The following is a 26149-nucleotide window of genomic DNA, read 5'->3' on the forward strand; positions in this document are numbered from 1 at the left end:
CTTCTTGATAAAATTTTATTTTGCATTAGAGTATTTTTCAAACTCTCCACTTTCATCGATTTCATTGCCATAAAGTTTGTGTAATTCATAGTAATATTTTACAAATTCCTTGCATTCTTCATCAAGCGGTAAAAACACCTCATCTTCTAAAATACAAAACTCATCTAAATAATTTTTAGCATCTTCTTTTAGCATATAATGTCTTGCTAACTTATAGTAATTTTGCATAAACACAGCTTTAAAGGCTTCATAAGCTTCTTCATCAAATTTAATGTTTAATTTCTCATTTGCAAAAGATAACACCCCTGATTTAAACAACAATGATAAATGAATCAAACCTTCTGTATAATAAGGCTTAACCTCCTCTACTCTTTGCCAAGCGATCAATCCTATAGCCCTTTTAATAAGCTCATAAAACACTGGAAGCTTTAAATCATATTCTTCATGTAAAAAGAAATTCACAAGCCCGCCCGCAGTAGCTTTAAACTCTTCTATATTTTTAAATACACCACTTTCATTCATTTTCTTTTCGCTATCATTTGCCACAAAGAAAATATGTCCAAACTCATGACCTATGGTAGAAACTTCATAAATTCTTTTCCATAATTTTTCATTATAAAATAAAATTTCTCTCCCATAATCTAAAAATTCTTTTTCAAATACCATAGATGAAAGCTTCATAAAAGGCTTGGTTTTAGCATTTTCATAAACATAATTTAAAAAAGCAAAAATCTTTTTGCCTGCTATATTGCTTACATACTCATCATTTGGCACTACTTGAGCAGAAAAAAGTCCCTTAAGCTCTGCCCCATAAAAAATCATAGGCATACAAATATAAAGCTGAGTTTTTTCAAGATTAAAATTCACTTCATCAAACAAAGCTTCATCTTCTTCATCTAAATTTGCATACACCATTGCAAAACTTTCTTTGATTTTATCTTTAAACTCACTCCCATTAAAATCACTCACATCTTCTAAGCGTATATCCCACTCAAGTGCTACTGCATGTGTGTAAGAGTCTTCATAGTATTCTAAAGGATGGCCAATTTGCAATGGGCATTTTACTTCCATCCACGCAAGCTCTGCTTCTTGCCATTTTTTAACCACTTCATTATTATCTTTTTCACAAAATGCAAATTTTAATTTTTCTATATAATCAATATAAGCATTTTTTTCATCATCTAACGCACAATTTCTTAGTTTTTCTAAAAGTTTATCAAACTCATATTCAAGCTTTAAAACCTCATTTTCAAAAGCCTTTGCATAAGGTAAAAATCTCCAAAGTGTTCCTATTTTAACTAAAGCCCCATAACTTCTTTCACAAATTTCACCATCTTGATTAAGCTGATAAAGCTCATTTTGTTTTAAAAACTCCAAAGCATCACTTAAATTTGGAAATTGTTCTTTTAAGATTTTATTATTTGTATCTAAAATTTGCTTGCTCCAAACAAGCTCAAAAGAATTCATAACTACACCTATATTATGCACACCTTGAACTAAAGCCAAATAAAACTCATCAAGTAAATTTTTACTCTTAATCTCATCGATTAAATCTTGATGTTCTACTTCATAAAAGGCTCTTACCAAAGAAAAAACTTTATATTTTATTTGAGAAATTTCTTCTTCATTTAAACCTTTTTTTTCAAGTTCTTGGACTAAATTTTCCTCTTTTAAATCCACCAAACGACGCAACATTGCCAAAACATTGCTTTTTTCGTTTTCAAGATTAGCTAGTTCTAAGGCTCTATCTATCAAAGGATGACTTTGATTCGTTTGAAGTATATTATAAAGACTATTGATATTTTGTTTCCTATTTTTCACAATTTTTGCTATTTGCTTAAAATCATTCATTTTTTACCTTTCTTTATTTTTAAAACTTAATTATAATGTTTTTTTTAAAACACAAGGAGAATGTATGAAAGATATGGGAGAACCTAAGCTAAGAGTTATAGCTATGCCAAGCAATACAAACCCCGCTGGCAATATCTTTGGTGGTTGGATCATGTCACAAATTGATCTAGCCGGAGCCATTGCTGCAAGAGAACTTTCCCCACAAAGAGTTGTCACAGTTGCGGTAGATAAAATCATTTTTAAAGAGCCAATTTTCGTAGGTGATTTGGTATCTTGCTATGCAAAAATCATCAAAGCAGGTAATACATCCATCACCGTAGCAGTAGAAGTAGTTACTCAAAGAGCTAATGAATATGGCCGTGTGTATTGTATGCATGTAACTTCAGCTGTAGTAACTTATGTGAGCGTAGATAAAGATGGAAATAAATTTCCTATTGATGCTGATTTAAAAAGATTACACGGCTTTTAATATGTTTTATTGTATTTTTAAAAAACTTTTTATATCATCACAAAAAATTTTCTAAGGCTTATATATGCGTGGATATAAAATATTTTCTGGTTCAGCAAATGAAGAATTTGCTAAAAAAATCTCAAAATACCTTTCATTGCCTCTAAGCAATGCAGGTGTGAAGCGTTTTAGCGATGGTGAAATTAGCATTCAAATAGATGAAAGCGTGCGTGGTAAAGATGTATTTATCATTCAAAGCACTTGTGCTCCAACAAATGATAATCTAATGGAACTTTTAATCATGACAGATGCATTGCGTCGCTCAAGTGCAAGCTCTATCACAGCTATCATCCCTTATTTTGGTTACGCTAGACAAGATAGAAAAGCAAGCCCTAGGGTGCCTATTACTGCAAAATTAGTAGCAAATCTTATAGAATCAGCAGGAGTAGATAGAGTAGCTACCATAGATTTACATGCTGGACAAATTCAAGGCTTTTTTGATATACCTGTGGATAATCTTTATGGAAGTATTATTTTTAATGATTATATTAAAAATAAAAACTATAAAAACCCTATCATTGCAAGTCCTGATATAGGCGGTATAGCAAGAGCTAGAAGCGTAGCAAAAGCTTTAGGACTTGATATAGTTATAGTAGATAAAAGACGCGAAAAAGCTAATGAAAGCGAAGTGATGAATGTCATCGGCGATGTAAAAGATAAAGAAGTGATTTTGGTAGATGATATCATTGATACAGCAGGAACCATAGTAAAAGCTGCCGAAGTATTTAAAAGCAAAGGTGCAAAGTCAGTTATAGCTTGCTGTACTCACCCTGTACTTAGTGGTGTAGCTTATGAAAGAATAGCTAAAGATGCGCTTGATGAGCTAGTAGTAACTGACACTATACCTTTAAAACAACAAATGGATAAAATCAAAGTCCTAAGCGTAGCACCTATTTTTGGTGAGGTAATACGCAGAGTTTATCACAATGAAAGTGTGAATTCTTTATTTGTATAAATTCTTTGCAAGGACCATCCTTGCAAAGAAAATCTAAACTTCAAATAATTCTACAATTTTATATTAATTAAAATTATATTTTGCTATAATTAATAAATTATTATTAATTAAGGAGCTATTATGATTAAAAATTTAATCTTAAATTTTGGTAGAACTATACTTGATATAGTGGCTGCATTAAGCTTTATTATAGCGATTATTTATTCTATTGCGCTGATGTTTACTCTAGGATTTATAGTAGGTCTAGTAACACTTATTGGATCTTTAGTTGCAATATTTTTAAGCTTTTTTGTAATTTATCTTGTCATAGATATAAGAGATGCACTAGTTAATAAAAACTAAATTACTGGTGGAGACGAGGGGAATTGAACCCCTGTCCAAAAATAAAACAACCACGGCATCTACATGCTTAGCAAAGGTGAAAATTTCATCTAGCCAAACTCACCTTCCAAAATTTCAAGCTAGACTAAGACTTTAACTTCAATTAAAACTTGTCAAATTTCAATCTACACTATCAAAAATGACCAAATTCTAAGCTAGATAGTATCACTTAAAATTCAGGCTCAACTGAACTTACGCAGCTTTAGCGTAAGCAGGAGCAAATTTAACGTTGTTTGCGTTTAATTTTAATTTGAGCTTTATACGCTTTGCTCAAAGCGACATGCCACCAAGGCCACTCTACTCCTGTCGAAGCCAAGTCGTCCCCATTATTTAGAAATTTTATCTGGAACATTTGCAATTTGAGGGTTAAATACGCTTAAAAAAGAAGCATTTTTTTCATAATCACTGCAATATCTATCAAGCTGCTCACCCACTAAAAACATCCAATCCACAAATTCATCGCTAGCAGGCCCATCAAATTTAGCTGCTTCTTGCATAATTTCCTCACAGAATGTGCAAAAATTTGCAATCTCATCTAAATTTAATCTTTTAGCAGCCCAAACTACATTGTGGATATTTTGTTCTAAGTCTTTTAAAGCTTCTTTGTATTTTGAGCTATCGCTGCTTAGCTTTACTATCAAAGGCTCTAAAACATCGCAAAGACTTCTAAAAAAATACAAAAAACGCTCGATTTCTTCAAGCTCGTAATCTAACTCTAATTGCTCTAAAATTCCCATAAAAACTTCTATAATCTAAGTTTAAATGTTTATTTTAGCAAATTTTAGATAAAATTAAAATTTCTTACAAAATAAAATGGAAAAAATATGGATAGAATCGTAGAGATTGAAAAATTCTCCCCTGATGAAACTTATGAAACAAGCCTTAGACCTTCAAATTTTGACGGCTACATAGGACAAGAAAACATTAAAAAAAATTTAGAAATTTTCATCAAAGCTGCTAAAAAAAGAAATGAATGTCTAGATCATATCCTTTTTAGTGGGCCTGCAGGACTTGGCAAAACAACTTTAGCAAACATTATCTCATATGAAATGAATGCAAATATCAAAACTACCGCTGCACCCATGATAGAAAAAAGCGGGGATTTAGCTGCGATTTTAACTAACCTTAGCGAGGGAGATATTTTATTTATCGATGAAATTCATCGCTTAAGCCCTGCCATAGAAGAAGTGCTTTACCCTGCTATGGAAGATTTTCGTCTTGATATCATCATCGGCAGTGGACCTGCTGCACAAACAATCAAAATCGATTTGCCCAAATTTACTTTAATAGGTGCTACTACAAGAGCAGGTATGCTAAGCAATCCTTTACGCGATCGCTTTGGTATGCAATTTCGCTTGGAATTTTATAAAGATGAAGAGCTTGCTATCATTTTAGAAAAAGCAGCTCTAAAGCTTAATAAAACTTGTGAAAAAAAAGCTTCTTTAGAAATAGCCAAACGCAGTCGCTCAACCCCAAGGATTGCTTTAAGATTGCTTAAGCGTGTAAGGGACTTTGCTGATGTAAATGATGAGGAAATCATTAGCGAAAAAAGAGCTAAAGAAGCGCTTGATTCTTTAGGGGTAAATGAGCTTGGTTTTGACGCGATGGATTTAAGGTATTTAGAGCTTTTAACTGAAGCTAAAAGAAAACCTATAGGACTTTCTAGTATAGCTGCAGCATTAAGTGAGGATGAAAACACCATAGAAGATGTGATAGAGCCATATTTACTAGCAAATGGTTATATAGAAAGAACAGCCAAAGGTCGTATTGCAAGCTTAAAAAGTTTTGATGTTTTAAAATTAAAATACAACAAGGGTTTATTTGATGAAAAGTAGTAATTTTTTCTTAATTAGCTTTATTTTATTTATTTTATTTTGGGTGCTTTTTTTATTTAAACCTTTTTTGATGAATATAGCCATAGCAAGTTTAATGGCTGTTTCTACTTCTAATGTTAATGTTAAATTCTTAAATATATTCAAAGGTAAAAAAGTCATAGCAGCAGCAGCTACCACTGCTTTTATGTTAGCTTTATTTTTTATACCTTTTGTATATGCTATTATAGAACTTGCAAAAGCAGCTAGCGGTTTTAATATAAGTTATATTCATAATACCATAGAATATTTTAAAAATTATTCTTTGCACCTACCTGAATCTCTAAGCTTTATAGAACCAAAAATCAAAGAAGCGCTAGCAAGTATTGATTTAAATTCCATCTCTAAAGATGTTTTAACCTATCTTTCAAGCGCAACTAAATTTGGGACTAAATTTCTAACTGATATGGTGTTAATTTGTGTGTTTTATTTCTTTGCTAATCTTTATGGAGCCCAACTCATTGGCTATATCAAAACCATAGTACCTATGAAAAAAGAAGAAACTCAAGGCATTTTAAGTGAAGTGAGTAATGTAATGTCTGTTGTGTTTTATTCTATGGTGCTAAATGCCATTTTGCAAGGAGTGCTTTTTGCTATCATTACTAAATTTTATGGTTATGATGCGATTTTAATGGGAATATTATTTTGCTTTAGCTCTTTAATCCCTGTTGTAGGCGGGGCATTAGTTTATGTGCCTGTTTCTTTATATGAATTTGCCAATAACAATCTAAGCGGTGCTTTAGTGATTTTCATTTATAGCGTGGTAATGATATCTTTTATCGCAGATACTTTAGTAAAACCTTATATCATTAAATGGATCAATGAAAAACTTGTTCAAATTCCAACGCAAATTAACGAACTTTTAATTTTCTTTGCGATGATAGCAGGAATTTCAAGTTTTGGTTTTTGGGGTATTATCCTTGGACCTGCTATTTTAACTTTCTTTATTTCTACTTTAAAATTATATGTGATTTTAAAAGAAAAGCATTTTGTATAAAAGCGATTATTTTTCAATAATCGCTAAAATTTCTTCTTCGCTTGTAAGTTTTTTATTGTATTTAATCACTAAAAATTTAGAGTTTTTATACACATCTAAAACTCCATTTATACCTTTAATATTATTTAAATCATGCTTTGTTTCTAAAGATAAATAGACATTTTTAAAATCTGCTGGACTTTGTAAAAACAAAAGCAACACAAACCAAATTACAGACAAAGTTATCAAAATAAAAGCAAGAGAAACTAAACTAAAATGGTGTAAAAAATACCCCCCTACAACACCACCTAAAAAGCTTCCAAAATAGCCAAAAGCATTAAACACACCCAAAGCTGCGCCTTTTTCATTTACTTTGGCAAATTTACTCGCACAACTTTGCATAATAGGCTCATGCAAATTAAATCCTATAAAAAATACTACAACACCCACCATAAACACTAAAGCATTATGCGAAAAAGCAAATATAATATAAGCGATGATAAAAAATGCCACACCTAAAAGCAATATCTCTTTACTTAAGCCTCTTTTTTCTCCCAAAGATCCTGATAAACCCATAGCCAAAAACCCAAGCACCATAGAGCTAACATAAACATGCCATAAATTCTCACTTGGATAATTAAACTCATGCACCAAAACCAAAGGAATACTTAAAAACGCAATACTCATAAGCATTTTTTGCATACAATTAGTAAGATTCATCAAAGCTAAGTTTTTTTCTTTTAAAAGTTTTTTCAATGGAGTTTTAGTATTTTCATGTACTATTGTATGCTCTTTTGGTACAACGCTAAATAAAAGCACGATACAAATTAAACTCAAAATCGCACTTAAATCAAACAAACTTGAAAGTCCAAATTTAGCACTCATTAAAGGAGAAAGCACCAAAGAAGCTGCAAAAGAAAGTCCTATAAATGAACCCATGATAGCCATAGCCTTACCGCGATTTTCTTCATTGATAAAATCACTTATCATAGCAGTAGCTACTGCTCCTATGGCTCCTGCTCCTTGTAAAAGCCTTCCAAACATCATCGTATAAATATCATCAGCATATGAACATACCAAAGAACCTATGATAAACACCACAAGTCCTATTAGCATAGTTTTTTTACGCCCTATTTTATCTGAAATGATTCCAAAAGGAACTTGCAATGCCATTTGAGTTAGAGCATACACACCTACTAAAAGCCCTACTAAAAACTCATTGGCTCCTTTTAAATTTAAAGCATATAAACTTAAAACCGGCAAAACTATAAATAATCCAAAAAATCTAGTTCCTACAATAAAAGACAAAGGTAAAACAGTTTTTAACATCTTTTCTCCTTATAAAGGATAATTTTACTATGATTTTGATAAACTTTTTTTAAAGTCAAAACAAAAAGAGTAATTTATGAAGAAAAAATTAAAAATCATTCTAGCAACTTCTAACGCACACAAAGTAGAAGAAATCAAAAAATTTTTAACTACTTATGAAATTTATGCCTTAAATGAAATCATCACCCCTTTTGAAATCATCGAAGATGGCACGAGTTTTAAAGAAAATGCTTTGATAAAATCTAAAGCTATTTTTAATGCTTTAGGCAAAAAGCAAGATGAATTTATCACCTTAAGTGATGATAGTGGTATAAGCGTAGAGGCTTTAGACAATGCACCGGGGATTTTTTCTGCAAGATACTCTCAAGAAGGCACTGATGATGCCAATAGAAATAAGCTCATCCAAGCCTTACATGAAAAAAATCTACATCAAAGCAAAGCTTTTTACACTGCAGCCATAGCTATAAGTTCAAAATATGGACATTTTAGTACGCATGGATATATGCATGGCCTTGCTATTGATACTCCAAGGGGTAATAATGGCTTTGGATATGATCCTTTATTTATCCCAAAAGGTTTTGATAAAACCTTAGGTGAATTAGATGAGCAAGTAAAATTAAAAATTTCACACCGCTCGCAAGCACTAATGTTTGCTACTTACATCTTAAGAGCATTAGAAAAAATGGAGTATTAATGAAACAATTTATAAAATATATGCTTATTGCCTTTGGGCTTTATGTGATTTGGATGTTGCTTTATTATAATTTTGCTTAAGATAATGATAGCTTAAAATAAAACTTGGTAATAAAAAAAGCGAACCAAATAAAAGTAAACTCATAGCCAAAACCGTAAGCAAGCCAAAATAAATCGTCGGGATAAAATTACTACTAATCATTACCAAAAAGCCTAGAATAATCGTAACACTAGTATAATAAATCGCACTTCCTATACCTATATGTGAAGCTTTTATAGCCTCTTCTAAGCTTTTATGTTTTAATTCTTCTTTAAAACGATGAATATAATGAATCATATCATCAACCCCTATTCCTATACAAATAGCAGCTATGGTAATGCTCATAATATCAAGTGGTATATTGAAAACACCCATTAAACCAAACACCAAAGCCAAAGGTATGAGATTGGCCAAAATCGCCACAAAAGCATAAACAAAACTTCTAAAAATCACCACAAATAAAGCAAAAATCACAAGCACCACAAAGGCTAAAGTGTCAAATTGTGATGAAAAAAGACTTTGAAGCATATTATTATACAAAGGCATAATACCACTGATTTTAACCTCTACATTATCTTTTTGTAAAAGTTCTTTTAAGTCTTTTTCAAGCTGTTTTAAAAAAGCATCACGTCTTAAATTTGGATCACTATCTAGCATACGCACGCTAAATCGCAACTCATTATTTTCCACACTTACAAAAGGGGTTAAAACTTGCTTTTTAAAATTCTCATCTAAATTTTCATATAAAAACGCCAAGGCAAAATCATCTAAAGCCTTACCATCATTAATGCTTTTTCCAAGCTCTAGCAAACTTTGTAAGCTAAGCACAGAACCTACATATTTTTGCTCACTTAAAAACTCATGAACCTTAGCAGCTATTCTTGTTTTTTCACTACTAAAAAAATATCTATCATCTTTAGCTAAATCATCAAATTCTTGCTCAAACTCATCTAAGCTTTCATTTTGTTTTGGATCTTGCTTAAACTTAACAATCACATCTAAAGGCATAGTTCCGCCTAGCTCTTTATCTATAATCAACAAACCTTGTTTAATCCTAGAACTATCTTTAAAATAACTCACAAAGCTATTTTCTACTTTAATTTGTAAAATTCCATACAAAGCAAAAGCCACACAAAATAAACTTATGCCATAGATAATTTTTCTATGTTTTAAACTTACATTTGCACAAAAACTTAAAAATTTCAATGAATTTTGATTAAGCTCTTTAAAATTTAAACGTGGCATTAGTACCAAAATACTTGCAAAATAAATATAAGCTAAAACCAAACTCACGCTAATACCAAGACTCATCATAATACCAAGTTTGATAATAGGCTCAATATCTGAAAAAACAAAACTTAAAAATCCAACAACTGTGGTTAAAATAGCATAAAAACTAGGACTTGCTTTATCAAGTAAGGTTGAGAGCAAAAGCTTATAAACACTAGCTTTTGGGTGTTTGTGTAAATTTTCTATAAAATGTACGATTAAGTGTATCACAACAGAAACAGTGATAATAAGCACTAAAGCTACATAGTTTGAAGACACTACGGTAATATCAAAGCCCAAAAGTGCGAAAATCCCACTTGAAGTAAAAAGCGAAACCACACAAATTCCCAAAGCCAAAAACACCAAACGCAAAGAGCCAAAAAACCACCAAAGTGCTATAAATAAAAGTCCTATTAAACTAAAACCATAAATTTTTAAATCACTTTTTACATAATTAATCATATCATTAGCGATCATTTCTACACCGCCAAGGTGCAAAAAGTCTCCATTTTGACTATACTTAGATACTATTTTAGTAATTTCTTCTAATCTTTTTGCACTAAATTCTCTTGAGTTTTCTTGGTGTTTTTTAATCAAGGCTCTAAAATGCTCTTTTTCATTTTCACTTTTTGCATTATCCCTTGAATTAATCAAGTCATTATAAACAAGATCAGGCGCTAGATAAATCAAAATTCCTGTTGTTTTTCCATCTTTTGAGATGATATTATTTTTATAAAAGGGTTGGTTTAAAATTTCTTTTTTAGCTAGATTAATATCCACATCTTGACTAAAAATATTAGGTATATTTTGGATAAGCTCTTTTAATTCTTTACCTTTAGAACTTGCAAGTAAAGGCGCATTGGCGATAGAAAATACCTTTTGCACACCATTGATTTTTTCTAAATCAAGAGTTAAATTTTTTATAGTTTCTAAATTTTCTTTAGCAAAAATATCTTTATCTTTAGGAGCAAAAGCAAGCATTAAAAAATTATCATTGCCATAACGTGCTGAAACTTCTCTATATAGTTTCAAACCCTCATCATGCTCTAAAAGCAAGCTTTCAGCACTTGCATCAACACTTAAATTTTTAGCAAAAAAACTAAAAAATATACAAAAGATTAAAGTAATTCCCAAAGTTAGCTTTGGGAAATTAAGAAAGATTTTTAAAATTTTACTTAGCATTATTTAGAAAAATCAACACTAGAAAGCTTTTCAAGCAAGGTTTTAAAATCGCCATTTTGCAAGACATCTTTAAATTGTGAGCGATAAGTTTGTATGATACTTATGCCAAAAATATCTACATCATAAATTTGCCAATCATTATTTTTATCATAAAATTTAAAAATTACAAAATTTTCTTTGCCATCTACTATCATAGAAGTTTTCAAAAAAGCTCTTTTGTTTTTTTCTTCTAAATTAATCACTTTTAATTTTTGAGAATCATACAAAGCAAGCTTATCTGTGAAACTTTTTTTAAGGTTTTTTTCAAAAGCTTTGTTAAATTCATTTTTTTCATTTTCACTTAATTTTTCATATCTTGTAGAAAGACTAAGTTTGGCCATAAGCTCATAATCAAAAACACCATCAAATAAAGCAAAGATTTTTTCCGCCGCTTTAGCTTTATCATTTTTATTTTGATCTAAAATTTTTAAGCTCTCATCAATTTTTTCTTGCATAGTTTTAGAAATATCTTGCAAATTTAAAGCGAATGCAAATACTACACTAAAAAGTAAAACTATGATTTTTTTCATTTATTCTCCTTATTTGATGAGTTCTTGGCGTCTTTGTTCATACGCATCGCGTATAAAAGTATAATAATCTACACTATTTTGGTAAATATCATCTATTTTTTCATACTCAAAACTTAATTCATTTAATTTTAATGCAGCATTTACGCCTGCTCCAACCCAAAGACTCTCAATATATCCCTCAGGCACCATAAACCAATTTACAGGTAAAGCTAAAGCATCTCTTACATTATAAGGACCTAAAAGTGGAAGCACTAGGTGTGGTCCACTACCTACTCCCCATTTGCCCAAAGTCGTTCCAAAATCAGCCTCATAACTTTTTAAAGGAGTTTTGCTCGCACTATCTAACAAACCAAATCCAAAAATCACATTCACACAAAATCTTCCAAATTCCTCGCCAGCTTTTCTAAATTCTAAACTTAAAAGGTGATTGATAAATCTAAAAGGTGATCTTGTGGTATCAAAAGCATTTTTTACCCCTGTTCTTATAAAACTTGGAGTAACACTTTTGTAAGAAAGTGCAACCGGTCTTAAAAAATAAGTATAAAGATCATAATTAAATTTACTTATAGCTTTATTATAGCTGTAAAAGCTATCTTTGACTTCTTTTTTTTGATATTCTTGTTCAAAATCTTCAAAGTCATTGGCTAAAATCAAAGTATTAAAAAATAAACACAAACTTAGTATGTATTTTAACAAGTTTTTCCTTTTAAAATTTCACAAATTGAAATCGTAAATTATACAAAAATTAAAATAAATTTTTACATTAAAATGCTTTTAAAATATTCTTTAAAAAGATTAAAAATTTTTATTTACCTATAAAATAAGTCTTAGAAAATATGCAAAAAATACAAATTTATTTTTGCTTTTAAAAATAAGCTATAATTTTTTCAAAATTTACTACTAAAAGGATAAAAAATGAAAAAAATTTTCACCCTGCTTTTTTTGTGTATTTTTGGCTATGGCGCTGATGTAAATATCGCTGCAGCTGCAAATGTAGCTTATGCTTTTAAAGCCTTGCAAAAAGAATTTCAAAAAGAAAACCCTGATATTAGTATCAATGTAAGCTTAGGCGCTAGTGGAAATTTAGTTTCACAAATCAAAAATGGAGCGCCATTTGATATATTTATGGCTGCAAATATGAAATTTGCACAAAGCTTGTATGATGATAATTTTGCTAGTACAAAACCTGTTATTTATGCTCAAGGAGCTTTAGCTTTACTCAGTGTTAGAATGGATTTAAGCAAAGGCTTAGACACACTTAAAGAAGAAAAAGTCAAAATCATCACCATAGCTAATCCCAAAGCTGCTCCTTATGGTCAAGCTAGTATAGAAACTTTACAAAATGCTAAAATTTATGAGCAAACAAAAGCTAAAATTATCGAAGCAAAATCCATAGGAGAAGCACTTACTCAAACACTAAAAGCAGCCGATGTGGGTTTTATAGCAGCAAGTGCTTTATATGAAGATACACTAAAATCTTATAAACTCCAAGAAGGAAAAAATTATATTTTAATCAATCCAAAACTTTATGAGCCAATCAATCAAGGTATTATCATCACTTCTTATGGTAAAGATAATGCCAAAGCTAAGAAATTTTATGATTTTATTTTAAGCAAAAAGGCTAAGGAAATTTTCAAAGCTTATGGCTATAATATCCCATGATTAAAGCTAAAATAAATACTATAAAAAATCATGAAAATATAAACTGGGTAGAATTTCTTATAAATAAACATAAATTATATATGCTTGCTTTAGAACTTGATGAAAAAGCAAGCATTGATCAAGAAGTTTTACTTGCTTTTAAAAGTAGCGAATGCTTACTTAGTAAAAAAAATTTAGAAAACTCATTTTTAAATACCTTTTATGCAAAAATCATTGATATTTTTCAAGGACAAATCATCACTATCATAAGATTAGAAAATGAAATTTGCACTTTCGAAGCTCAAATTAGCACCCATGAGTTTTTAGAGCAAGACTATCAAAAAAATGATTTTGTATTTGCTTATGTACATCCTAGCGCTTTATTTATCAAAGAGTATTTATGCTAAAACTTGACTTTGAAAAAATCTTTAAAAATAAAGAAAAAGAATTTAAACTTAAGGTTAAATTTGAAGTTAAAGAAGGAGAATTTTGTGCTATTTTTGGAAAAAGTGGTAGTGGTAAAACTACGCTTTTGAGAATTTTAGCAGGTTTTGAAAAAGCACAAGGAATTTGCACTTTTAATAATACTGTATTTTTTGATGATAAAAACTTTCTAAGTCCACAAAAAAGAAAACTTGGCTTTGTTTTTCAAGATTATGCTTTATTTGAAAATATGAATGTAGAGCAAAACTTACTTTTTGCCAAAAAAGATCTAAAATTTGCTAATGAACTTTTAGAACTTTTAGATTTAAGCAAACACAAAAAAAGTCATATTTTAGAACTAAGTGGAGGACAAAAACAACGCGTAGCTTTAGCAAGAGCCATTATGCAAAAACCCAAACTTTTACTTTTAGATGAGCCATTTAGCGCCTTAGATAATGAGATAAAACTGCATTTACATGATTATCTTTTAAATATACATAAAACTTATAAAATCACTACTATTTTAATCAGTCATGATGTAAGTGAAGTTTATAAACTGGCTAATAAAGTCATCATTTTAGAAAATGGAACTATCATCAAAGAAGGCTCGCCTAATGAAGTTTTTTTAAAGACGCAAGGCTCACAAAAATTTGCCATAAAAGCACGCATTTTAAAACTACAAAAGCAAGATAGCATATTTATAGCCATACTTGCCATAGGTAATCAAATCAGCCAAGTAGCACTAAGCCCTTTAGAAGCTAAAGATTTTAAAGAAAATGATGAAGTACTTTTGAGCCAAAAAGCTTTTGCGCTAAATTTAACTAAGATATAAAAAACAATGCTAAAATAAGATAAATTATTACAGGGTTATAAATGACTTATGGATTTTTTATCTTAAAATTTTATACTAGCTTATGGACAAAATGGAAGATAAAAACTGCATATGGTTATTTTTTCTACGCCATAGCTCCACCTTTTATCCTTTTGTAGTTTCATTTTTAATTAATTTAAAAGGATATAAAATGCATTGGTTAGTATTAGCAATTAGCATAATTTTTGAAGTAATTGCAACAAGCTCGATGAAGTATGCAAGCATAAGTAAAAATAATCTTTATTTAATCGTTTTTGCGGTGTTTTTTTCATTTTCTTTAGCAGGTTTGTTTTATGCTTTGAAAAAAATTGATTTAAGCATAGCTTATGCAACTTGGGCAGGTTGTGGTTTGGCACTTGTTAGCGTGGTGGGATTTTTAATCTTTAAAGAAGCAATAACCATTAATAAAATCATTTTTATTATTTTAATCATCACTGGAGTAGTGGGATTAAAACTTAGTGCTTAAGCCTTTTGGCTTAAAGCACATTCATACTTTGTATCATTACTTTTGCTTTACATTCAGCACAGCAATATAGTGTTTTTATCTTAGCTTCATCACCCATAAATCTTGGCTTCATAATGCTAGCGATTTTTTCAATGGCCTTTTTAGTAGCAAATTCTTTCCCACATTCTACACAAGCAAAAAGTTCATCTTGAGCTAAAACCATAAAAGAAAAATACTCTTTTTCTAAATCTATCCCACTTCTTTGAAGCATTAAAGTATCTTTTTCAGCACAACTTGCCTCACAATATCCACAGGTAGTACATAAGCTTGCATTAAATTTCAAAGAATTATCCTTAGCATCAGCCACTAAAGCTCCTACATTACAAGCTCCCACACAAGAAAGACATAAGGTACAGGTATCTGTATTGATAGTGATTTTTCCATAGCGTATCCATTCTTTACTTGGGATATTGCCTAAATTTTCTTCCTTTATAAGCTCTCTTAATCTTATAGCAAAATCTTCTCTTTTTAAAAGCGCAGGATTATAAGATATAAATTTAAGATTTTCTATAAAATGTGCTTGATTTATAGCCTCCAAAAGTTCTTTTTCATCTTTAGCTAGAAAAATTGCATTTTGTTTAAATTTTCTTTGAAAAATTTCATTCATCAAAGCTATCACTTCTAAAGCACCTTGTGATAAGCCATCGCTATAAAAAACCACACTCGCACCACTTGTTTGAAGCATAGCTAAAAAATGTGCTTGATCAAGATAGTTTTCACCTTTAATCATAAAAGGCATTACATCTTCTTTTAAAGTGATATTTAAATTTTCTATAGACATTTTTTCAGGGATGATTAAAATAATTTTATCTTCATAAAATTTTAAAATTTCATAAAAGCTATTGCGTGGCATAGGTGCATAATCAAGTGCCCCACTAGGACAAATTCCTACACAATCACCACAGCTTAAACAATCCACATGAGAAAATTCTAATTTTCTTTGCTCATCATCTTTTAAAATAGCCACACTAGGACAAATTTCAGCACATTTTCCACAATGAATACTTCTTCTTTCATAGTATTGACAAATGCTATCATCATAACTAATATAATTTCTAAATTTATATTTTGGAGAATTAGAATTTAAAAGTTTTATAAGTTCTTCTTGACCTAAAGTAGTTAAATCATAACAACCGCTTTGTTGATCAAAACTTTCTTTTTTTACATCATATAAGAAAAAATCACAATCAATCTCTACTTGCTCATTATCTTTTAAAGCTATCACGCAAAGCTCGCCCACGCAACCTAAAACACCCAAGCATTGCTCATTACTTAGTTTTAAAACCTTGTATTCTTGTTTTTTTAAACTTTCTATAAGCTCATTTTGATCCTCATTGCTTACAATAATTACATTTTTACCCACTTCTTTGGTGTATTCTAAATCAAGTCCCAAATCATAAACTTTAGATCTAATCTTATATAAGGACTCAATAGTTTTGGCTTTTTTAAGCACATCATCTTGTGAATTTTTAAGATAAAAATTAATCTCAGGCGCATAAACTTCAGGGTTTAAAAGCTTTGAATTTCCTATAAAAACTTCTTCATTACAGGCTTTTTGAACTATGCTAATATTATCACTTAGGGGAATTAAATCTTCATTTTCTAAAAATACAAAATCTTTCATAACACTCTCTTTTAAATTTTTTAATCTTATTATATAAATTTCATTATAAAAAAGTTATAATTTTACTAATTTATTCTTAAGGTTTAAGATGAACAAATTTAGAAATTTTCCTCCCATAAACGCACTTATAAACGATGAAAACTTGGCTAATTACCCTTTGTATTTAAGATCTCATTTTGCAAAAATAGTTGTTTCAAATTGTAAAAAAGAACTAAGTAAAAATGAAAATTTAAATTTTAGCTTGCAAGATTTACTAAGTAAAATTACTCAAAGCATTGATAAGTTTTTAAATATGCAAAGTCAAAGTTTGATCAATGCTACTGGAGTTATCATACATACCAATCTTGGTCGTAGCATTATTGATGAGAGTATTTTTGAAAGAACTAAAGAAATCATCTGCTCTTATTCAAATTTAGAGTTTAACATGCAAAGTGGCAAAAGAGGCTCAAGGTATGACGCACTTAGTGCGAATTTAAAAATATTATTTGATTGTGAAGATTGCTTGGTTGTTAATAATAACGCTTCGGCTGTATTTTTGATCTTAAACACCTTAGCAAAAAATAAAGAAGTTATTACTTCAAGAAGTGAGCTGGTTGAGATTGGAGGAAATTTTAGAATTCCTGAAGTTATGCTAGCAGCTGGTGTTAAGCTAAAAGAAATAGGCACGACTAATAAAACTCATTTATATGATTATGAAAAAGCTATCAATGAAAATACTAAGATGATTTTAAAAACTCATCGTTCTAATTTTGCTTTTAAAGGATTTTTTGAAGAAGTAAGTTTAGATGAAATTCATGCTTTGACAAAAAAGAAAAAACTCATATCTTATTATGATTTGGGTGCTGGCTGGTGTGAAAAGATTAATAAACAACTTAGTAAAAATGAGCCAAGTGTAAAAGAGCTTTTAAAACATTGTGATATTTTAAGTTTTAGTGGTGACAAGCTTTTTGGTTCTACTCAAGCAGGCATTATACTTGGAAAGAAAAAATACATTCAACAACTAAAGAAAAATCAACTTCTAAGAATGCTAAGGGTTGATAAAATCACTTTAGCTTTTTTAAATGAAACTACCAAAGCATACCTAGAAAAAGAATATGAAAAAATCCCCACACTAAAACTTTTAAATGATGATTTAAAAACCATAGAAAAAAAGGCTCTTTTTGTCAAAGAAAAAATTCCTATAAAATGTGAATTAAAAACTTCTAAAAGTTTAGTAGGCGGTGGCTCTATGCCTGATAAAAGTTTAGATACTTTTGTGCTAAGTTTTAATGAAAAAGCTTTGCTTTTACAAGAAAAATTTAGAAAAAAAGGTGTGATTGGCCGTGTTGAAAATGGGTATGTTGTGCTAGATTTTAGAAGTATTTTAGAAAAAGATTTAAACCGTTTAATCCACGCTATCAAAGAGGTATTTCATGCATAGTATTATCATAGGCACTGCTGGACATATTGATCATGGTAAAACTTCACTTATTAAAGCTTTAAATGGTTTTGAAGGTGATAATTTAAAAGAAGAGCAAGAAAAAGGCATTACGATTAATCTTAGCTTTTCAAATTTAAAAAGTGAAAATTTAAATATTGCTTTTATTGATGTGCCTGGACATGAAAGTTTAATTAAAACTATGATAAGTGGTGCTTTTGGCTTTAGAGTATGTATGTTTGTCATAGATATAAATGAGGGTTTAAAGGCTCAAAGTATAGAGCATTTAAGGGTTTTGGAATTTTTAGGCGTAAAAGATGTGGTGCTTATTTTGAGTAAGGTTGATTTATGCAAGGATTTATCGCAAAAGCAAGCAGAGCTTTTAAAAGAATTAAAAGCTTTTAAAATCAATATCTTAAAAGTTTTTCCAACTAGTATTTATGATGAGCAAAGTATATTAAATTTAAAAAACTATCTGCTTAGTTTAAAGCCTAAAGAAAATGATGAAAATTTGATTTTTAGATACTACATTGATAGAGTTTTTTCTCTAAAAGGTATAGGAACGGTAGTAACAGGAAACTTAAATGAAGGAAAAATCAGCAAAAATGAAAAAATATTTTGCCTTGAAAATCAAAAAGATATCATTGTAAAAAATATACAAATTCATGAAGAAAATGTTTTAGAAGCAAAAGCTTATAATAGAGTTGCTTTGAGTTTAAATTGTGATTATCATGAGTTAAAAAAAGGCTATGTATTAAGTAAAAAAGGTGTTTTTAAAAGCTTTAAAAGTATCGATGGGGTTGTTTTTAATACAGAGATTAAACACGGAAGCATTTTAGAATTTTGTAGTGGCTCAAAAAAGCTTAATGCAAAAATTAGTGTAATCAAAGAATTTGAAGATAAAACTTATATTAGCTTAGAGTTTGATAAAAGCCTACCTTTGTGTTTTGATGATAAATTTATCTTGCTTGAAAATGGGCGTATTAAAAGTGGTGGCGTGGTGTTAAATGCGGTAAGCGAGCCTTTAAAAAAAGATATAAAAGCTAAGTATTTAACACTTTTAGAACAAAAAGATTTTAAAAAAGTATTTGAGTTTTTAAAACAAACTCACAAACTTGGCTTTGGCTTGCTTTCAAGCTATCAACGCTTTAAACTCACTCATGAACAAGCTTTAAACTTAGCAAAAAGCTTAGATCATGTTTTTGTTGATGAGCAGGCTTTAAATGTATATGATTTAAATGCTATGCAAACTTTGAAAGAATTTATTGATTTTATTTTCTCTAAAAATCCTTATGCTTTAATCTCGCCTCATTCTATCGCCTTAAGGCTTAGCTGGGCGAGTGAGAGCTTTTGTGCTTATGTACTCAAGCAAATGCAAGAAAAATTAGATTTTAAAGACGGCATATGGTTTTTAAAAGGACAAAATTTTGAAAAATTGCAAGAAAAGGCTCATTGTGAGCTTTATGAAATTTTAAAAAAAGAAGGTATAAAACCTACCGCACCTTACAATCTTTATGAATATTTAGAGCTTGATAGGAAAAATGGAGATCTTATCTTAAAAAAACTCACCAAAGAAAACAAAGTCAAAAGATTAGCGCATAATCTTTTTATAGAAAAAAATGCCCTTGAAAATCTAATGCAAGAGTTTTTAAAGCTTTTACAAAATTATCATTTAGATGTCGCTTTTGTAAAAAATCATTTTCAAATTTCAAGAAAATACGCCATAGCTTACTTAGAATACCTTGATAAAAACTATCCTCAAGTGATAAAAATCGAGGAAAAAAGAATGCTAAAAGTCTAAGTGTTAAAATTTACATTTTATAATGATAAAAATTTAAATTAAAGGAAAAAAATGAAAAAATCTCTAGCTCTTTTGACTCTTGCTAGCTCTTTATTTGCTGCAAGTAATGAAGAAATTATTAATTTTTTTAAGAAAAATCCAAATTTATCAAATGCAAATATTAGTGTTTCTAGTAGAGAAAAAATTCCTGATACTAACTTTGAAGCCGTGATAGTTAATTTTGAAATTAGTGGTAAAAATTTCCAAGAAATCGTTTTCACTCAAGATAATATCATCACAACCGAAGTAATTGATGTAAAAAAAGGTGAGTTTTATTCTCAAGTTTATCAAGCAAAACTCATGGAAAAACAACAAGCTGAATTTTCAAAAAAAGCTCTAGTAGAACTTAAAAAAGAAAAAATGTTTGTTTCTTTAGGTGATAAAAATAAACCTTTGCTTTATGTTTTTAGCGATCCTGAATGTCCATACTGTAGAATGCATTTAGATAAAATAGAAGAAACACTAAAAACTCATCAAGTTAAATTTATCTTAACCCCTATCCATGATACAAGCGCATTTGAAAAATCTGCATTAATCTATAAAGAAAGCAAAAATGCTAAAGATGATGCACAAAAAATCGCTATCATGAAAAAATACTATGATAAAGATATAAAAGATTATAAAAAGCCTAGTGAAGCTGAAGTTAAAGCAGTAAGAGAAACTTTTGCAAAATACTCTAAACTTGGTCTTCGTGCCGTACCAACCATAATCGATGCTCAAAAATAATCTTTTCTTGCTTGTGCTTGCACTGTTTTTAAGTGCTTGCACAGGCCCTATGCAAACTTTTATCCAAACAAATAATGAGGGTATTTTCCTACATGCTAATAAAAATCAAAGTTTTTCTTTACACATCAATAATCCTTCAAAATTAAACACAAATTTAGAAGCCAAACTCACTCAAAAATTACAAAATTTGGGATTGGTTTTAGATAATACTCAAAGTGATTATAAAATCTATCTCAATATAGTAGATTTTAAGAAATTTTCTTACGCACAAAGACTAATTGCTTCTAATGCGAGATTTTTTTATAATGACTTTGATAAAATAGATGATGTTTTTGAAATGGAAGTAGAAAATTATTATCTTTTGCAAGTTAATTTACAAATTAGCTCCAAAAACTCTACTCAAAGCACCTCGCTTTTAGCAAGAACTGCTTATCTTAGCAATATAGATAGAGCCAAAGAATCTTTAGAAGAAAAAATTGCTAATCAAATAACAAGCTTTTTTTATATGCATTAAAGATGGCATTTAAGCCATCTTTTTAAATATAACCATGATCAATCATCGCATCAGCTACTTTTTTAAAGCCTGCTATGTTTGAACCTACTACTAAATTTCCTTCATGATTATAAGCTTTTGCACACTCGTATGAGTTTTCAAAAATATTTTTCATAATCTTATGCAATTTTGCATCAACTTCATCAAAACTCCATTGACACATACTTGCGTTTTGTTGCATTTCAAGTTGAGAAGTCGCTACCCCGCCTGCATTTGCAGCCTTAGCTGGAGCAAATAAAAAGTCTTTTTGATTTAGCATAAAATCAATCGCTTCAAGTGTGCTTGGCATATTAGCTCCCTCTGCTACCATACGACAACCATTGTGATATAAGGTTTTAATATCTTCTAAATTTAACTCATTTTGCGTAGCACTTGGAAAAGCTATATCACAAGGTATACTCCATACTCCATTACAACCTTGTTTATACGCACTTTTTGGAGTAAAAATTGCACCTTTTTTAAGCGCTGCATAATCACTCACTCTAGCTCTTTTTACTTCTTTAATTTCTTTTAATAAATCTAAATCTATTCCATCTTTATCATAAACAAATCCATCACTATCGCTTATTGTGATTGCTTTTGCGCCAAGTTGGTGTAATTTTTCTATGGTATAAATTGCCACATTTCCACTACCTGAGACTGCACACTCTTTTCCTTCTAATGCATTGCTATATTTTGCTAGCATTTCTTGAGTAAAATACACGCAGCCATATCCTGTTGCTTCTGTTCTTGCTAAACTTCCACCCCATGGAATTTTCTTTCCCGTTAAAGTTCCATCAAAATTAGAGCTAATTTTCTTATAAGCTCCAAACATATATCCAATTTCCCTAGCACCAACCCCTATATCACCCGCTGGCACATCAGTGCTTGCACCTATGATTTTTGAAAGTTCAGCCATAAAAGCTTGACAAAAACGCATAATTTCTGCTTCACTTTTACCCTTAGGGTCAAAATTTGCTCCACCTTTAGCACCGCCTATCATCAACCCTGTTAAAGAATTTTTAAAAATTTGCTCAAAACCTAAAAATTTTAAAACATCCAAATTTACACTAGGATGAAATCTAAGTCCACCTTTATAAGGACCTAAACTAGAATTAAACTGCACTCTATAGCCAAAATGTGTTTGAGCTTTACCTGCATCATTGATATATACAACTCTAAATATAGTTGTTTTTTCAGGCATTACAATACGCTCTAATATTGCATGATCTTGATAAGTTTTGTTAGATTCAAGTAAAGGTTCTAAAGAATTTAATACCTCAGTTGCTGCTTGAAAAAAGATAGGTTGTCTTGGGGAAATTGTTTGAATTTTTTCTAAAGTTTCGTTGATATATTGTTTAGCCATACTCATAAATTGTCCTTTTTATAGTATCTTGCTGTTTGTTTTAGCTAAAAATTTTTTTAGCGCCATTTGCTCCTTTGTTCCTATTTTGTAATAAATTAGCTTTAAGTATGCGCTAATTTCCTTTTGAGAAAGATTTCTTGATTTAGAATAATCTAGCAAAATATATTGTGGGATGAAAATTTTACTTTTTGTGAAATTTTTCATCATTTTTTTATAAATAGAAAAATTTTTAACACAAGAAAAACGTGCAAAAACAAAAGGAAGTTTTGTCTTTTTATACCATAATTCACACAAATCAATATAATCTTTTGGATTTTGCAAATAAAGTTTTAAAGCCTTATCACCGATGATAACCTCCCCTTTTTGCTTTAAAACTTTTGCAAGAGCATTAGAAGTTGCAGAACTTGCATCTTCTTTGCTTTGAGAATGTTTTTTTACTAAAACGCTTTTTACCTTTTTGCTTGCGCAAATTCCCACATTTAAGGTTTTGTATTTTTTTCTACGACTTTCAATACTTGAAATAATCGCTGCGTCAATGCGTCTAAAATACAAATGGCGATTTAGCTTACTAGGAACCCCTTTTTTGTATTCTGTAGTTTGCTTAACATAGCTAGGAAAAGCTGTTTTTTTAAGATAGATATGCAAAGGGAGTAAATTAAGATAATCTATCTTTCCAAAAACCATCTTAGCCTTTCTATGATTAAGTATTAGTATCCTATAAAAAAATATCTTAAATATAAATTAATTTAATTAAAAATATAATCAATACTAAAATTTATATCAAAATTTAACATTTATTGTAAAAAATTATTTTGTAATCTTAGATTATTAAGTAAAAAATTAAAATAATAGAAAAGTCAAATTGAAAGATTGAAAATAAAAATTAAGTTTTATTCAAAAAAATATTTTAAATAAAACTTAATCTATAAAAACTATTGTAAGCTTACTAGATATTTTTGATAGTCAAATTCTTTTACTAAAGCCACTCCATCTTCAACTGCAGCTTTTGCCACAGCAGCACTAACTACAGCTTTTACCCTGCTATCAAATGGTTTTGGTATCACATAATCTCTACCAAAGCTAAGCTCTTCTACTCCATAAGCTTGTTTTACCTCATCAGTTACCTCAAGCTTAGCTAAATCAGCCAAAGCTTTAGCAGCAGCTACTTTCATATTTTCAGTGATTTTAGTCGCTTTTACATCTAAGGCTCCTCTAAAAATAAAAGGAAAACCTAAAACATTGTTAATTTGATTTGGATAATCACTTCTACCTGTTCCAACTATAGCATCATTTCTAACCCTTTTAACATCTTCAGGCATTACTTCAGGCACAGGATTAGCTAATGCAAAAATCACAGGATCTTTAGCCATACTTAAAATCATCTCATCATCTAAAATCTTAGGTGCACTCAAACCCAAAAACACATCAGCACCCTTTAAAGCCTCTCTTAAAGTGCTATCTTTAGTATCGCTCACAAATTCTAGTTTGTATTTATTTAAATCATCTCTTTGAGTATTAATCACACCTTTGCTATCTACTAAAACGATATTTTTAACCCCTAAATTTCTATACATTTTAGCACTTGCAATACCCGCTGCACCTGCACCACTTACTACTACTTTAATATCTTCAAATTTTTTACCACTAATTTCCATAGCATTCATTAATCCTGCTGTAGAAATGATCGCTGTACCGTGTTGATCATCATGCATTACAGGAATTCCAAGATCTTGTAAAGCAGCTTCTATTTCAAAGCATTTTGGCGCAGATATATCTTCTAAATTAATCCCTCCAAAAGTAGGTGCTATAGCTTTACAAAAGGTAACAATTTCATCTACACTATGAGCATTAATTTCTAAATCATAAGCATTAACATTAGCAAATTTTTTAAACAAACAAGCCTTTCCTTCCATCACAGGCTTACTTGCACTTGCTCCTATATTGCCAAGTCCCAAAACCGCACTACCATCACTTACTATGGCAACTAAATTAGCTTTATTAGTGTATTTATAAGCCAAAGTTTCATCTTTTGCTATCTCAACACAAGGTTCAGCAACCCCTGGAGAATAAGCTAAAGATAAATCATGCGCACTATCCATAGGCTTTCTAGCAACAATATCTACTTTACCCCCTAAGTGGTATTCTAAAGCCTCTTCTTTTAAATTCATTATTTCCCCTTCATGTAAGTTAGTAAATTTTCTATTCTAAGCTTAGCTTTTTGCACTCCTAAAAATTCTAATACTTCAAATATACTAGGACTTACCGAGATTCCAGTGAGTGCAATGCGTATGGCTTGAGCTAGATCTTTTAACTTAAGATTATTTTCTTCTAAGAATTGATTAGTTAATTCTTCAAATTCGCAAGCATTTTTTTGCTCATTTAAAACCATAGCGTATTTTTCCAAATAAGTTAAATTTGTTACATTAAGAAATTTATCTACAGCCTTTTGATCGTATTCTTTTGGGTCATTTAGTAACACTTTAGCCCCATTAATGATATCATGCAAGGTTTTAGCTCTCTCTCTTAACATATCTAGTAAAAATCCCGCTTTTTCATACTGACTTAAATCAAAACCTAAATCTTTTAATTGTCTATTGATTTCTTCAAAAGGTAAAGTTTTAATATAATGAGCATTAAGCCATTCTAGCTTTTTAAAATTATAGCAAGAAGCACTTTTATTAATATGATTTGGATCAAAAAGCTCTTGCATGCTTTCTAAAGAAAAAATCTCATCATCGCCATGACTCCAACCAAGACGCACTAAGAAATTTAGCAGGGCTTGAGGTAAAATCCCCATATTTTTATACTCCATCACATCAGTTGCTCCATGACGCTTAGAAAGTTTTTTACCATCTTCACCATGTATCATAGCCACATGATAAAATTTAGGAATTTTAAAGCCTAGTGCCTCATAAAGAACGATTTGTTTTGGGGTATTTGATAAATGATCATCCCCTCTTATAACATCACTCACACCCATTAGCGCATCATCAATTACAACAGTTAAATTATAAATTGGGCTGCCATCGCTTCTTGCAATTACAAAATCATCTAAAATATCTTCAGCCTTAAAACTAACCTCGCCTTTAATACCATCTATAAATTTAATCTCTCCACTTTGTGGTGCTTTTATACGCACCACAGGCTCAATACCACTTGGGGGAGTTCCTTTAAAATCTCTATATCTACCATCGTATTTTGGGCGCTCTTTGGCTGCCTCTTGCTTAGCTCTTAACTCATCAAGCTCTTCTTTGCTCATATAACAATAATAAGCCTTACCCTCATCTAATAATTTTTGAATGTATTTTTTATAAATTTCAAATCTTTGGGATTGATACTCAATCGTCCCATCATAATCAAGCCCACACCATTTAAATGCTTCTATAATAGCTTGTGTAGCTTCTTGTGAATTTCTTTTTAAATCCGTATCTTCAATACGCAATAAAAATTTACCCTTATTTTTTCTTGCATAAAGATAATTATATAAAGCCGTTCTAAGCCCTCCTATGTGCAAATATCCTGTTGGAGAAGGAGCAAAACGCGTTGTGATTTCTTGCATATTTTTACCTTTTTTAAATTT

25 protein-coding genes and 1 other RNA gene are annotated in these 26149 nt (G+C 30.2%); 14 read left to right on the top strand and 12 right to left on the bottom strand.

The window, feature by feature from the left end; genetic code table 11:
• Window positions 1–15: 15 nt before the first annotated feature.
• Complete coding sequence (gene ciaB, locus L8X36_RS02550) at window positions 16–1851, bottom strand: invasion protein CiaB (RefSeq protein WP_263682385.1); 1836 nt, start codon at window positions 1849–1851, stop codon at window positions 16–18.
• Between the two features lie 64 nt (window positions 1852–1915).
• Between ciaB and L8X36_RS02555 the strand changes: the two genes are divergently transcribed.
• From L8X36_RS02555 to L8X36_RS02565, 3 genes are all read left to right on the top strand, one after another.
• Window positions 1916–2320 carry an acyl-CoA thioesterase gene (locus L8X36_RS02555; protein WP_012661971.1) on the top strand — a complete coding sequence of 135 codons (405 nt, stop codon included), beginning with the start codon at window positions 1916–1918 and terminating at the stop codon, window positions 2318–2320.
• A 64-nt stretch (window positions 2321–2384) separates the two neighbouring features.
• Window positions 2385–3314, top strand: a complete 930-nt coding sequence (locus tag L8X36_RS02560; protein ID WP_039619082.1) for a ribose-phosphate pyrophosphokinase — start codon at window positions 2385–2387, stop codon at window positions 3312–3314.
• Window positions 3315–3434: 120 nt separating this feature from the next.
• The gene (locus L8X36_RS02565) at window positions 3435–3656 is read left to right on the top strand and encodes a hypothetical protein (RefSeq protein WP_263682386.1); all 222 of its coding nucleotides are present in this window, start codon (window positions 3435–3437) and stop codon (window positions 3654–3656) included.
• Between the two features lie 5 nt (window positions 3657–3661).
• Here L8X36_RS02565 and ssrA read toward each other — a convergent pair.
• Window positions 3662–4020: a transfer-messenger RNA gene (gene ssrA, locus L8X36_RS02570) on the bottom strand.
• 1 nt (window position 4021) lies between these two features.
• Window positions 4022–4432: a hypothetical protein gene (locus L8X36_RS02575; protein ID WP_039619086.1), complete on the bottom strand. Its 411-nt coding sequence runs from the start codon at window positions 4430–4432 to the stop codon at window positions 4022–4024.
• Window positions 4433–4519: 87 nt separating this feature from the next.
• Here L8X36_RS02575 and ruvB point away from each other — a divergent pair, with 87 nt between their 5' ends.
• The gene (ruvB, locus tag L8X36_RS02580) at window positions 4520–5530 is read left to right on the top strand and encodes a Holliday junction branch migration DNA helicase RuvB (protein ID WP_263682387.1); all 1011 of its coding nucleotides are present in this window, start codon (window positions 4520–4522) and stop codon (window positions 5528–5530) included.
• The gene (locus L8X36_RS02585) at window positions 5520–6563 is read left to right on the top strand and encodes an AI-2E family transporter (RefSeq protein ID WP_263682388.1); all 1044 of its coding nucleotides are present in this window, start codon (window positions 5520–5522) and stop codon (window positions 6561–6563) included. Before ruvB ends, L8X36_RS02585 begins: the two co-directional genes overlap by 11 nt.
• Before the next feature lie 6 nt (window positions 6564–6569).
• Here L8X36_RS02585 and L8X36_RS02590 read toward each other — a convergent pair whose 3' ends face one another.
• Window positions 6570–7871, bottom strand: coding sequence for an MFS transporter (locus L8X36_RS02590; RefSeq protein WP_263675125.1), 1302 nt, complete (start codon window positions 7869–7871; stop codon window positions 6570–6572).
• A gap of 76 nt (window positions 7872–7947) precedes the next feature.
• On the opposite strand from L8X36_RS02590, the gene L8X36_RS02595 reads away from it, so the two are divergent.
• Complete coding sequence (locus L8X36_RS02595) at window positions 7948–8565, top strand: non-canonical purine NTP pyrophosphatase (RefSeq protein WP_263682389.1); 618 nt, start codon at window positions 7948–7950, stop codon at window positions 8563–8565.
• 24 nt (window positions 8566–8589) lie between these two features.
• Here L8X36_RS02595 and L8X36_RS02600 read toward each other — a convergent pair whose 3' ends face one another.
• The 3 genes from L8X36_RS02600 to L8X36_RS02610 are packed head-to-tail and all read right to left on the bottom strand — an operon-like array spanning window position 8590 to window position 12320.
• Window positions 8590–11055 (bottom strand): efflux RND transporter permease subunit, encoded by a 2466-nt coding sequence (locus L8X36_RS02600; protein ID WP_263682390.1) that lies wholly within the window; start codon window positions 11053–11055, stop codon window positions 8590–8592.
• Window positions 11055–11624 carry an ABC transporter substrate-binding protein gene (locus L8X36_RS02605; protein ID WP_047208573.1) on the bottom strand — a complete coding sequence of 190 codons (570 nt, stop codon included), beginning with the start codon at window positions 11622–11624 and terminating at the stop codon, window positions 11055–11057. The genes L8X36_RS02600 and L8X36_RS02605 overlap by 1 nt, the downstream gene beginning before the upstream one ends.
• 9 nt (window positions 11625–11633) lie before the next feature.
• Entirely contained in the window at window positions 11634–12320 is a 687-nt protein-coding gene (locus tag L8X36_RS02610) for a VacJ family lipoprotein (RefSeq protein ID WP_263682391.1), read from the bottom strand.
• A gap of 219 nt (window positions 12321–12539) precedes the next feature.
• Between L8X36_RS02610 and modA the strand changes: the two genes are divergently transcribed.
• From modA to L8X36_RS02630, 4 genes are all read left to right on the top strand, one after another.
• Entirely contained in the window at window positions 12540–13286 is a 747-nt protein-coding gene (gene modA, locus L8X36_RS02615) for a molybdate ABC transporter substrate-binding protein (protein WP_263660179.1), read from the top strand.
• Complete coding sequence (locus L8X36_RS02620) at window positions 13283–13672, top strand: hypothetical protein (RefSeq protein ID WP_263660178.1); 390 nt, start codon at window positions 13283–13285, stop codon at window positions 13670–13672. The genes modA and L8X36_RS02620 overlap by 4 nt, the downstream gene beginning before the upstream one ends.
• Window positions 13666–14520, top strand: coding sequence for a sulfate/molybdate ABC transporter ATP-binding protein (locus tag L8X36_RS02625; RefSeq protein ID WP_263682392.1), 855 nt, complete (start codon window positions 13666–13668; stop codon window positions 14518–14520). Before L8X36_RS02620 ends, L8X36_RS02625 begins: the two co-directional genes overlap by 7 nt.
• Window positions 14521–14710: 190 nt before the next feature.
• A complete protein-coding gene (locus L8X36_RS02630; RefSeq protein ID WP_147574684.1) occupies window positions 14711–15025 on the top strand; it encodes a DMT family transporter in 315 nt (104 codons plus the stop codon).
• Window positions 15026–15035: 10 nt separating this feature from the next.
• Here the strand turns inward: L8X36_RS02630 and L8X36_RS02635 are convergent, their stop codons facing one another.
• Window positions 15036–16688 (bottom strand): 4Fe-4S dicluster domain-containing protein, encoded by a 1653-nt coding sequence (locus L8X36_RS02635; RefSeq protein WP_263682393.1) that lies wholly within the window; start codon window positions 16686–16688, stop codon window positions 15036–15038.
• Window positions 16689–16776: 88 nt separating this feature from the next.
• Here L8X36_RS02635 and selA point away from each other — a divergent pair, with 88 nt between their 5' ends.
• The 4 genes from selA to L8X36_RS02655 are packed head-to-tail and all read left to right on the top strand — an operon-like array spanning window position 16777 to window position 21185.
• Window positions 16777–18108, top strand: a complete 1332-nt coding sequence (gene selA / locus L8X36_RS02640; protein ID WP_263682394.1) for an L-seryl-tRNA(Sec) selenium transferase — start codon at window positions 16777–16779, stop codon at window positions 18106–18108.
• The gene (gene selB / locus L8X36_RS02645; RefSeq protein ID WP_263682395.1) at window positions 18101–19906 is read left to right on the top strand and encodes a selenocysteine-specific translation elongation factor; all 1806 of its coding nucleotides are present in this window, start codon (window positions 18101–18103) and stop codon (window positions 19904–19906) included. The genes selA and selB overlap by 8 nt, the downstream gene beginning before the upstream one ends.
• A gap of 51 nt (window positions 19907–19957) precedes the next feature.
• Window positions 19958–20671, top strand: a complete 714-nt coding sequence (locus L8X36_RS02650) for a thioredoxin fold domain-containing protein (RefSeq protein ID WP_074692860.1) — start codon at window positions 19958–19960, stop codon at window positions 20669–20671.
• Window positions 20658–21185, top strand: coding sequence for a hypothetical protein (locus L8X36_RS02655; protein ID WP_126341070.1), 528 nt, complete (start codon window positions 20658–20660; stop codon window positions 21183–21185). The genes L8X36_RS02650 and L8X36_RS02655 overlap by 14 nt, the downstream gene beginning before the upstream one ends.
• Before the next feature lie 22 nt (window positions 21186–21207).
• Here L8X36_RS02655 and gdhA read toward each other — a convergent pair whose 3' ends face one another.
• From gdhA to gltX, 4 genes are all read right to left on the bottom strand, one after another.
• Window positions 21208–22575 (bottom strand): NADP-specific glutamate dehydrogenase, encoded by a 1368-nt coding sequence (gene gdhA, locus L8X36_RS02660; RefSeq protein WP_263663405.1) that lies wholly within the window; start codon window positions 22573–22575, stop codon window positions 21208–21210.
• A 12-nt stretch (window positions 22576–22587) separates the two neighbouring features.
• Window positions 22588–23253 carry an MqnA/MqnD/SBP family protein gene (locus L8X36_RS02665; RefSeq protein ID WP_263682396.1) on the bottom strand — a complete coding sequence of 222 codons (666 nt, stop codon included), beginning with the start codon at window positions 23251–23253 and terminating at the stop codon, window positions 22588–22590.
• A gap of 248 nt (window positions 23254–23501) precedes the next feature.
• The gene (locus tag L8X36_RS02670; protein ID WP_263682397.1) at window positions 23502–24737 is read right to left on the bottom strand and encodes a malic enzyme-like NAD(P)-binding protein; all 1236 of its coding nucleotides are present in this window, start codon (window positions 24735–24737) and stop codon (window positions 23502–23504) included.
• Window positions 24737–26128, bottom strand: coding sequence for a glutamate--tRNA ligase (gene gltX, locus L8X36_RS02675; protein WP_263682398.1), 1392 nt, complete (start codon window positions 26126–26128; stop codon window positions 24737–24739). Before gltX ends, L8X36_RS02670 begins: the two co-directional genes overlap by 1 nt.
• Between the last annotated feature and the right edge of the window lie 21 nt (window positions 26129–26149).

The sequence above is a fragment of the Campylobacter sp. CNRCH_2014_0184h genome (assembly GCF_025772985.1).
Lineage (GTDB): Bacteria > Campylobacterota > Campylobacteria > Campylobacterales > Campylobacteraceae > Campylobacter_D.

Excerpts from the sequence above, each read along its gene's own strand:
- gdhA (WP_263663405.1), bottom strand. The coding sequence starts at position 22,575 with ATGAGTATGGCTAAACAATATATCAACGAAACTTTAGAAAAAATTCAA.
- gltX (WP_263682398.1), bottom strand. The coding sequence starts at position 26,128 with ATGCAAGAAATCACAACGCGTTTTGCTCCTTCTCCAACAGGATATTTG.
- L8X36_RS02575 (WP_039619086.1), bottom strand. The coding sequence starts at position 4,432 with ATGGGAATTTTAGAGCAATTAGAGTTAGATTACGAGCTTGAAGAAATC.
- L8X36_RS02665 (WP_263682396.1), bottom strand. The coding sequence starts at position 23,253 with ATGGTTTTTGGAAAGATAGATTATCTTAATTTACTCCCTTTGCATATC.
- L8X36_RS02595 (WP_263682389.1), top strand. The coding sequence starts at position 7,948 with ATGAAGAAAAAATTAAAAATCATTCTAGCAACTTCTAACGCACACAAA.
- selA (WP_263682394.1), top strand. The coding sequence starts at position 16,777 with ATGAACAAATTTAGAAATTTTCCTCCCATAAACGCACTTATAAACGAT.
- L8X36_RS02600 (WP_263682390.1), bottom strand. The coding sequence starts at position 11,055 with ATGCTAAGTAAAATTTTAAAAATCTTTCTTAATTTCCCAAAGCTAACT.
- L8X36_RS02620 (WP_263660178.1), top strand. The coding sequence starts at position 13,283 with ATGATTAAAGCTAAAATAAATACTATAAAAAATCATGAAAATATAAAC.
- L8X36_RS02555 (WP_012661971.1), top strand. The coding sequence starts at position 1,916 with ATGAAAGATATGGGAGAACCTAAGCTAAGAGTTATAGCTATGCCAAGC.
- L8X36_RS02605 (WP_047208573.1), bottom strand. The coding sequence starts at position 11,624 with ATGAAAAAAATCATAGTTTTACTTTTTAGTGTAGTATTTGCATTCGCT.
- L8X36_RS02635 (WP_263682393.1), bottom strand. The coding sequence starts at position 16,688 with ATGAAAGATTTTGTATTTTTAGAAAATGAAGATTTAATTCCCCTAAGT.
- L8X36_RS02590 (WP_263675125.1), bottom strand. The coding sequence starts at position 7,871 with ATGTTAAAAACTGTTTTACCTTTGTCTTTTATTGTAGGAACTAGATTT.
- ruvB (WP_263682387.1), top strand. The coding sequence starts at position 4,520 with ATGGATAGAATCGTAGAGATTGAAAAATTCTCCCCTGATGAAACTTAT.
- ciaB (WP_263682385.1), bottom strand. The coding sequence starts at position 1,851 with ATGAATGATTTTAAGCAAATAGCAAAAATTGTGAAAAATAGGAAACAA.
- selB (WP_263682395.1), top strand. The coding sequence starts at position 18,101 with ATGCATAGTATTATCATAGGCACTGCTGGACATATTGATCATGGTAAA.
- L8X36_RS02625 (WP_263682392.1), top strand. The coding sequence starts at position 13,666 with ATGCTAAAACTTGACTTTGAAAAAATCTTTAAAAATAAAGAAAAAGAA.
- L8X36_RS02560 (WP_039619082.1), top strand. The coding sequence starts at position 2,385 with ATGCGTGGATATAAAATATTTTCTGGTTCAGCAAATGAAGAATTTGCT.
- L8X36_RS02565 (WP_263682386.1), top strand. The coding sequence starts at position 3,435 with ATGATTAAAAATTTAATCTTAAATTTTGGTAGAACTATACTTGATATA.
- L8X36_RS02670 (WP_263682397.1), bottom strand. The coding sequence starts at position 24,737 with ATGAATTTAAAAGAAGAGGCTTTAGAATACCACTTAGGGGGTAAAGTA.
- L8X36_RS02650 (WP_074692860.1), top strand. The coding sequence starts at position 19,958 with ATGAAAAAATCTCTAGCTCTTTTGACTCTTGCTAGCTCTTTATTTGCT.
- modA (WP_263660179.1), top strand. The coding sequence starts at position 12,540 with ATGAAAAAAATTTTCACCCTGCTTTTTTTGTGTATTTTTGGCTATGGC.
- L8X36_RS02655 (WP_126341070.1), top strand. The coding sequence starts at position 20,658 with ATGCTCAAAAATAATCTTTTCTTGCTTGTGCTTGCACTGTTTTTAAGT.
- L8X36_RS02630 (WP_147574684.1), top strand. The coding sequence starts at position 14,711 with ATGCATTGGTTAGTATTAGCAATTAGCATAATTTTTGAAGTAATTGCA.
- L8X36_RS02585 (WP_263682388.1), top strand. The coding sequence starts at position 5,520 with ATGAAAAGTAGTAATTTTTTCTTAATTAGCTTTATTTTATTTATTTTA.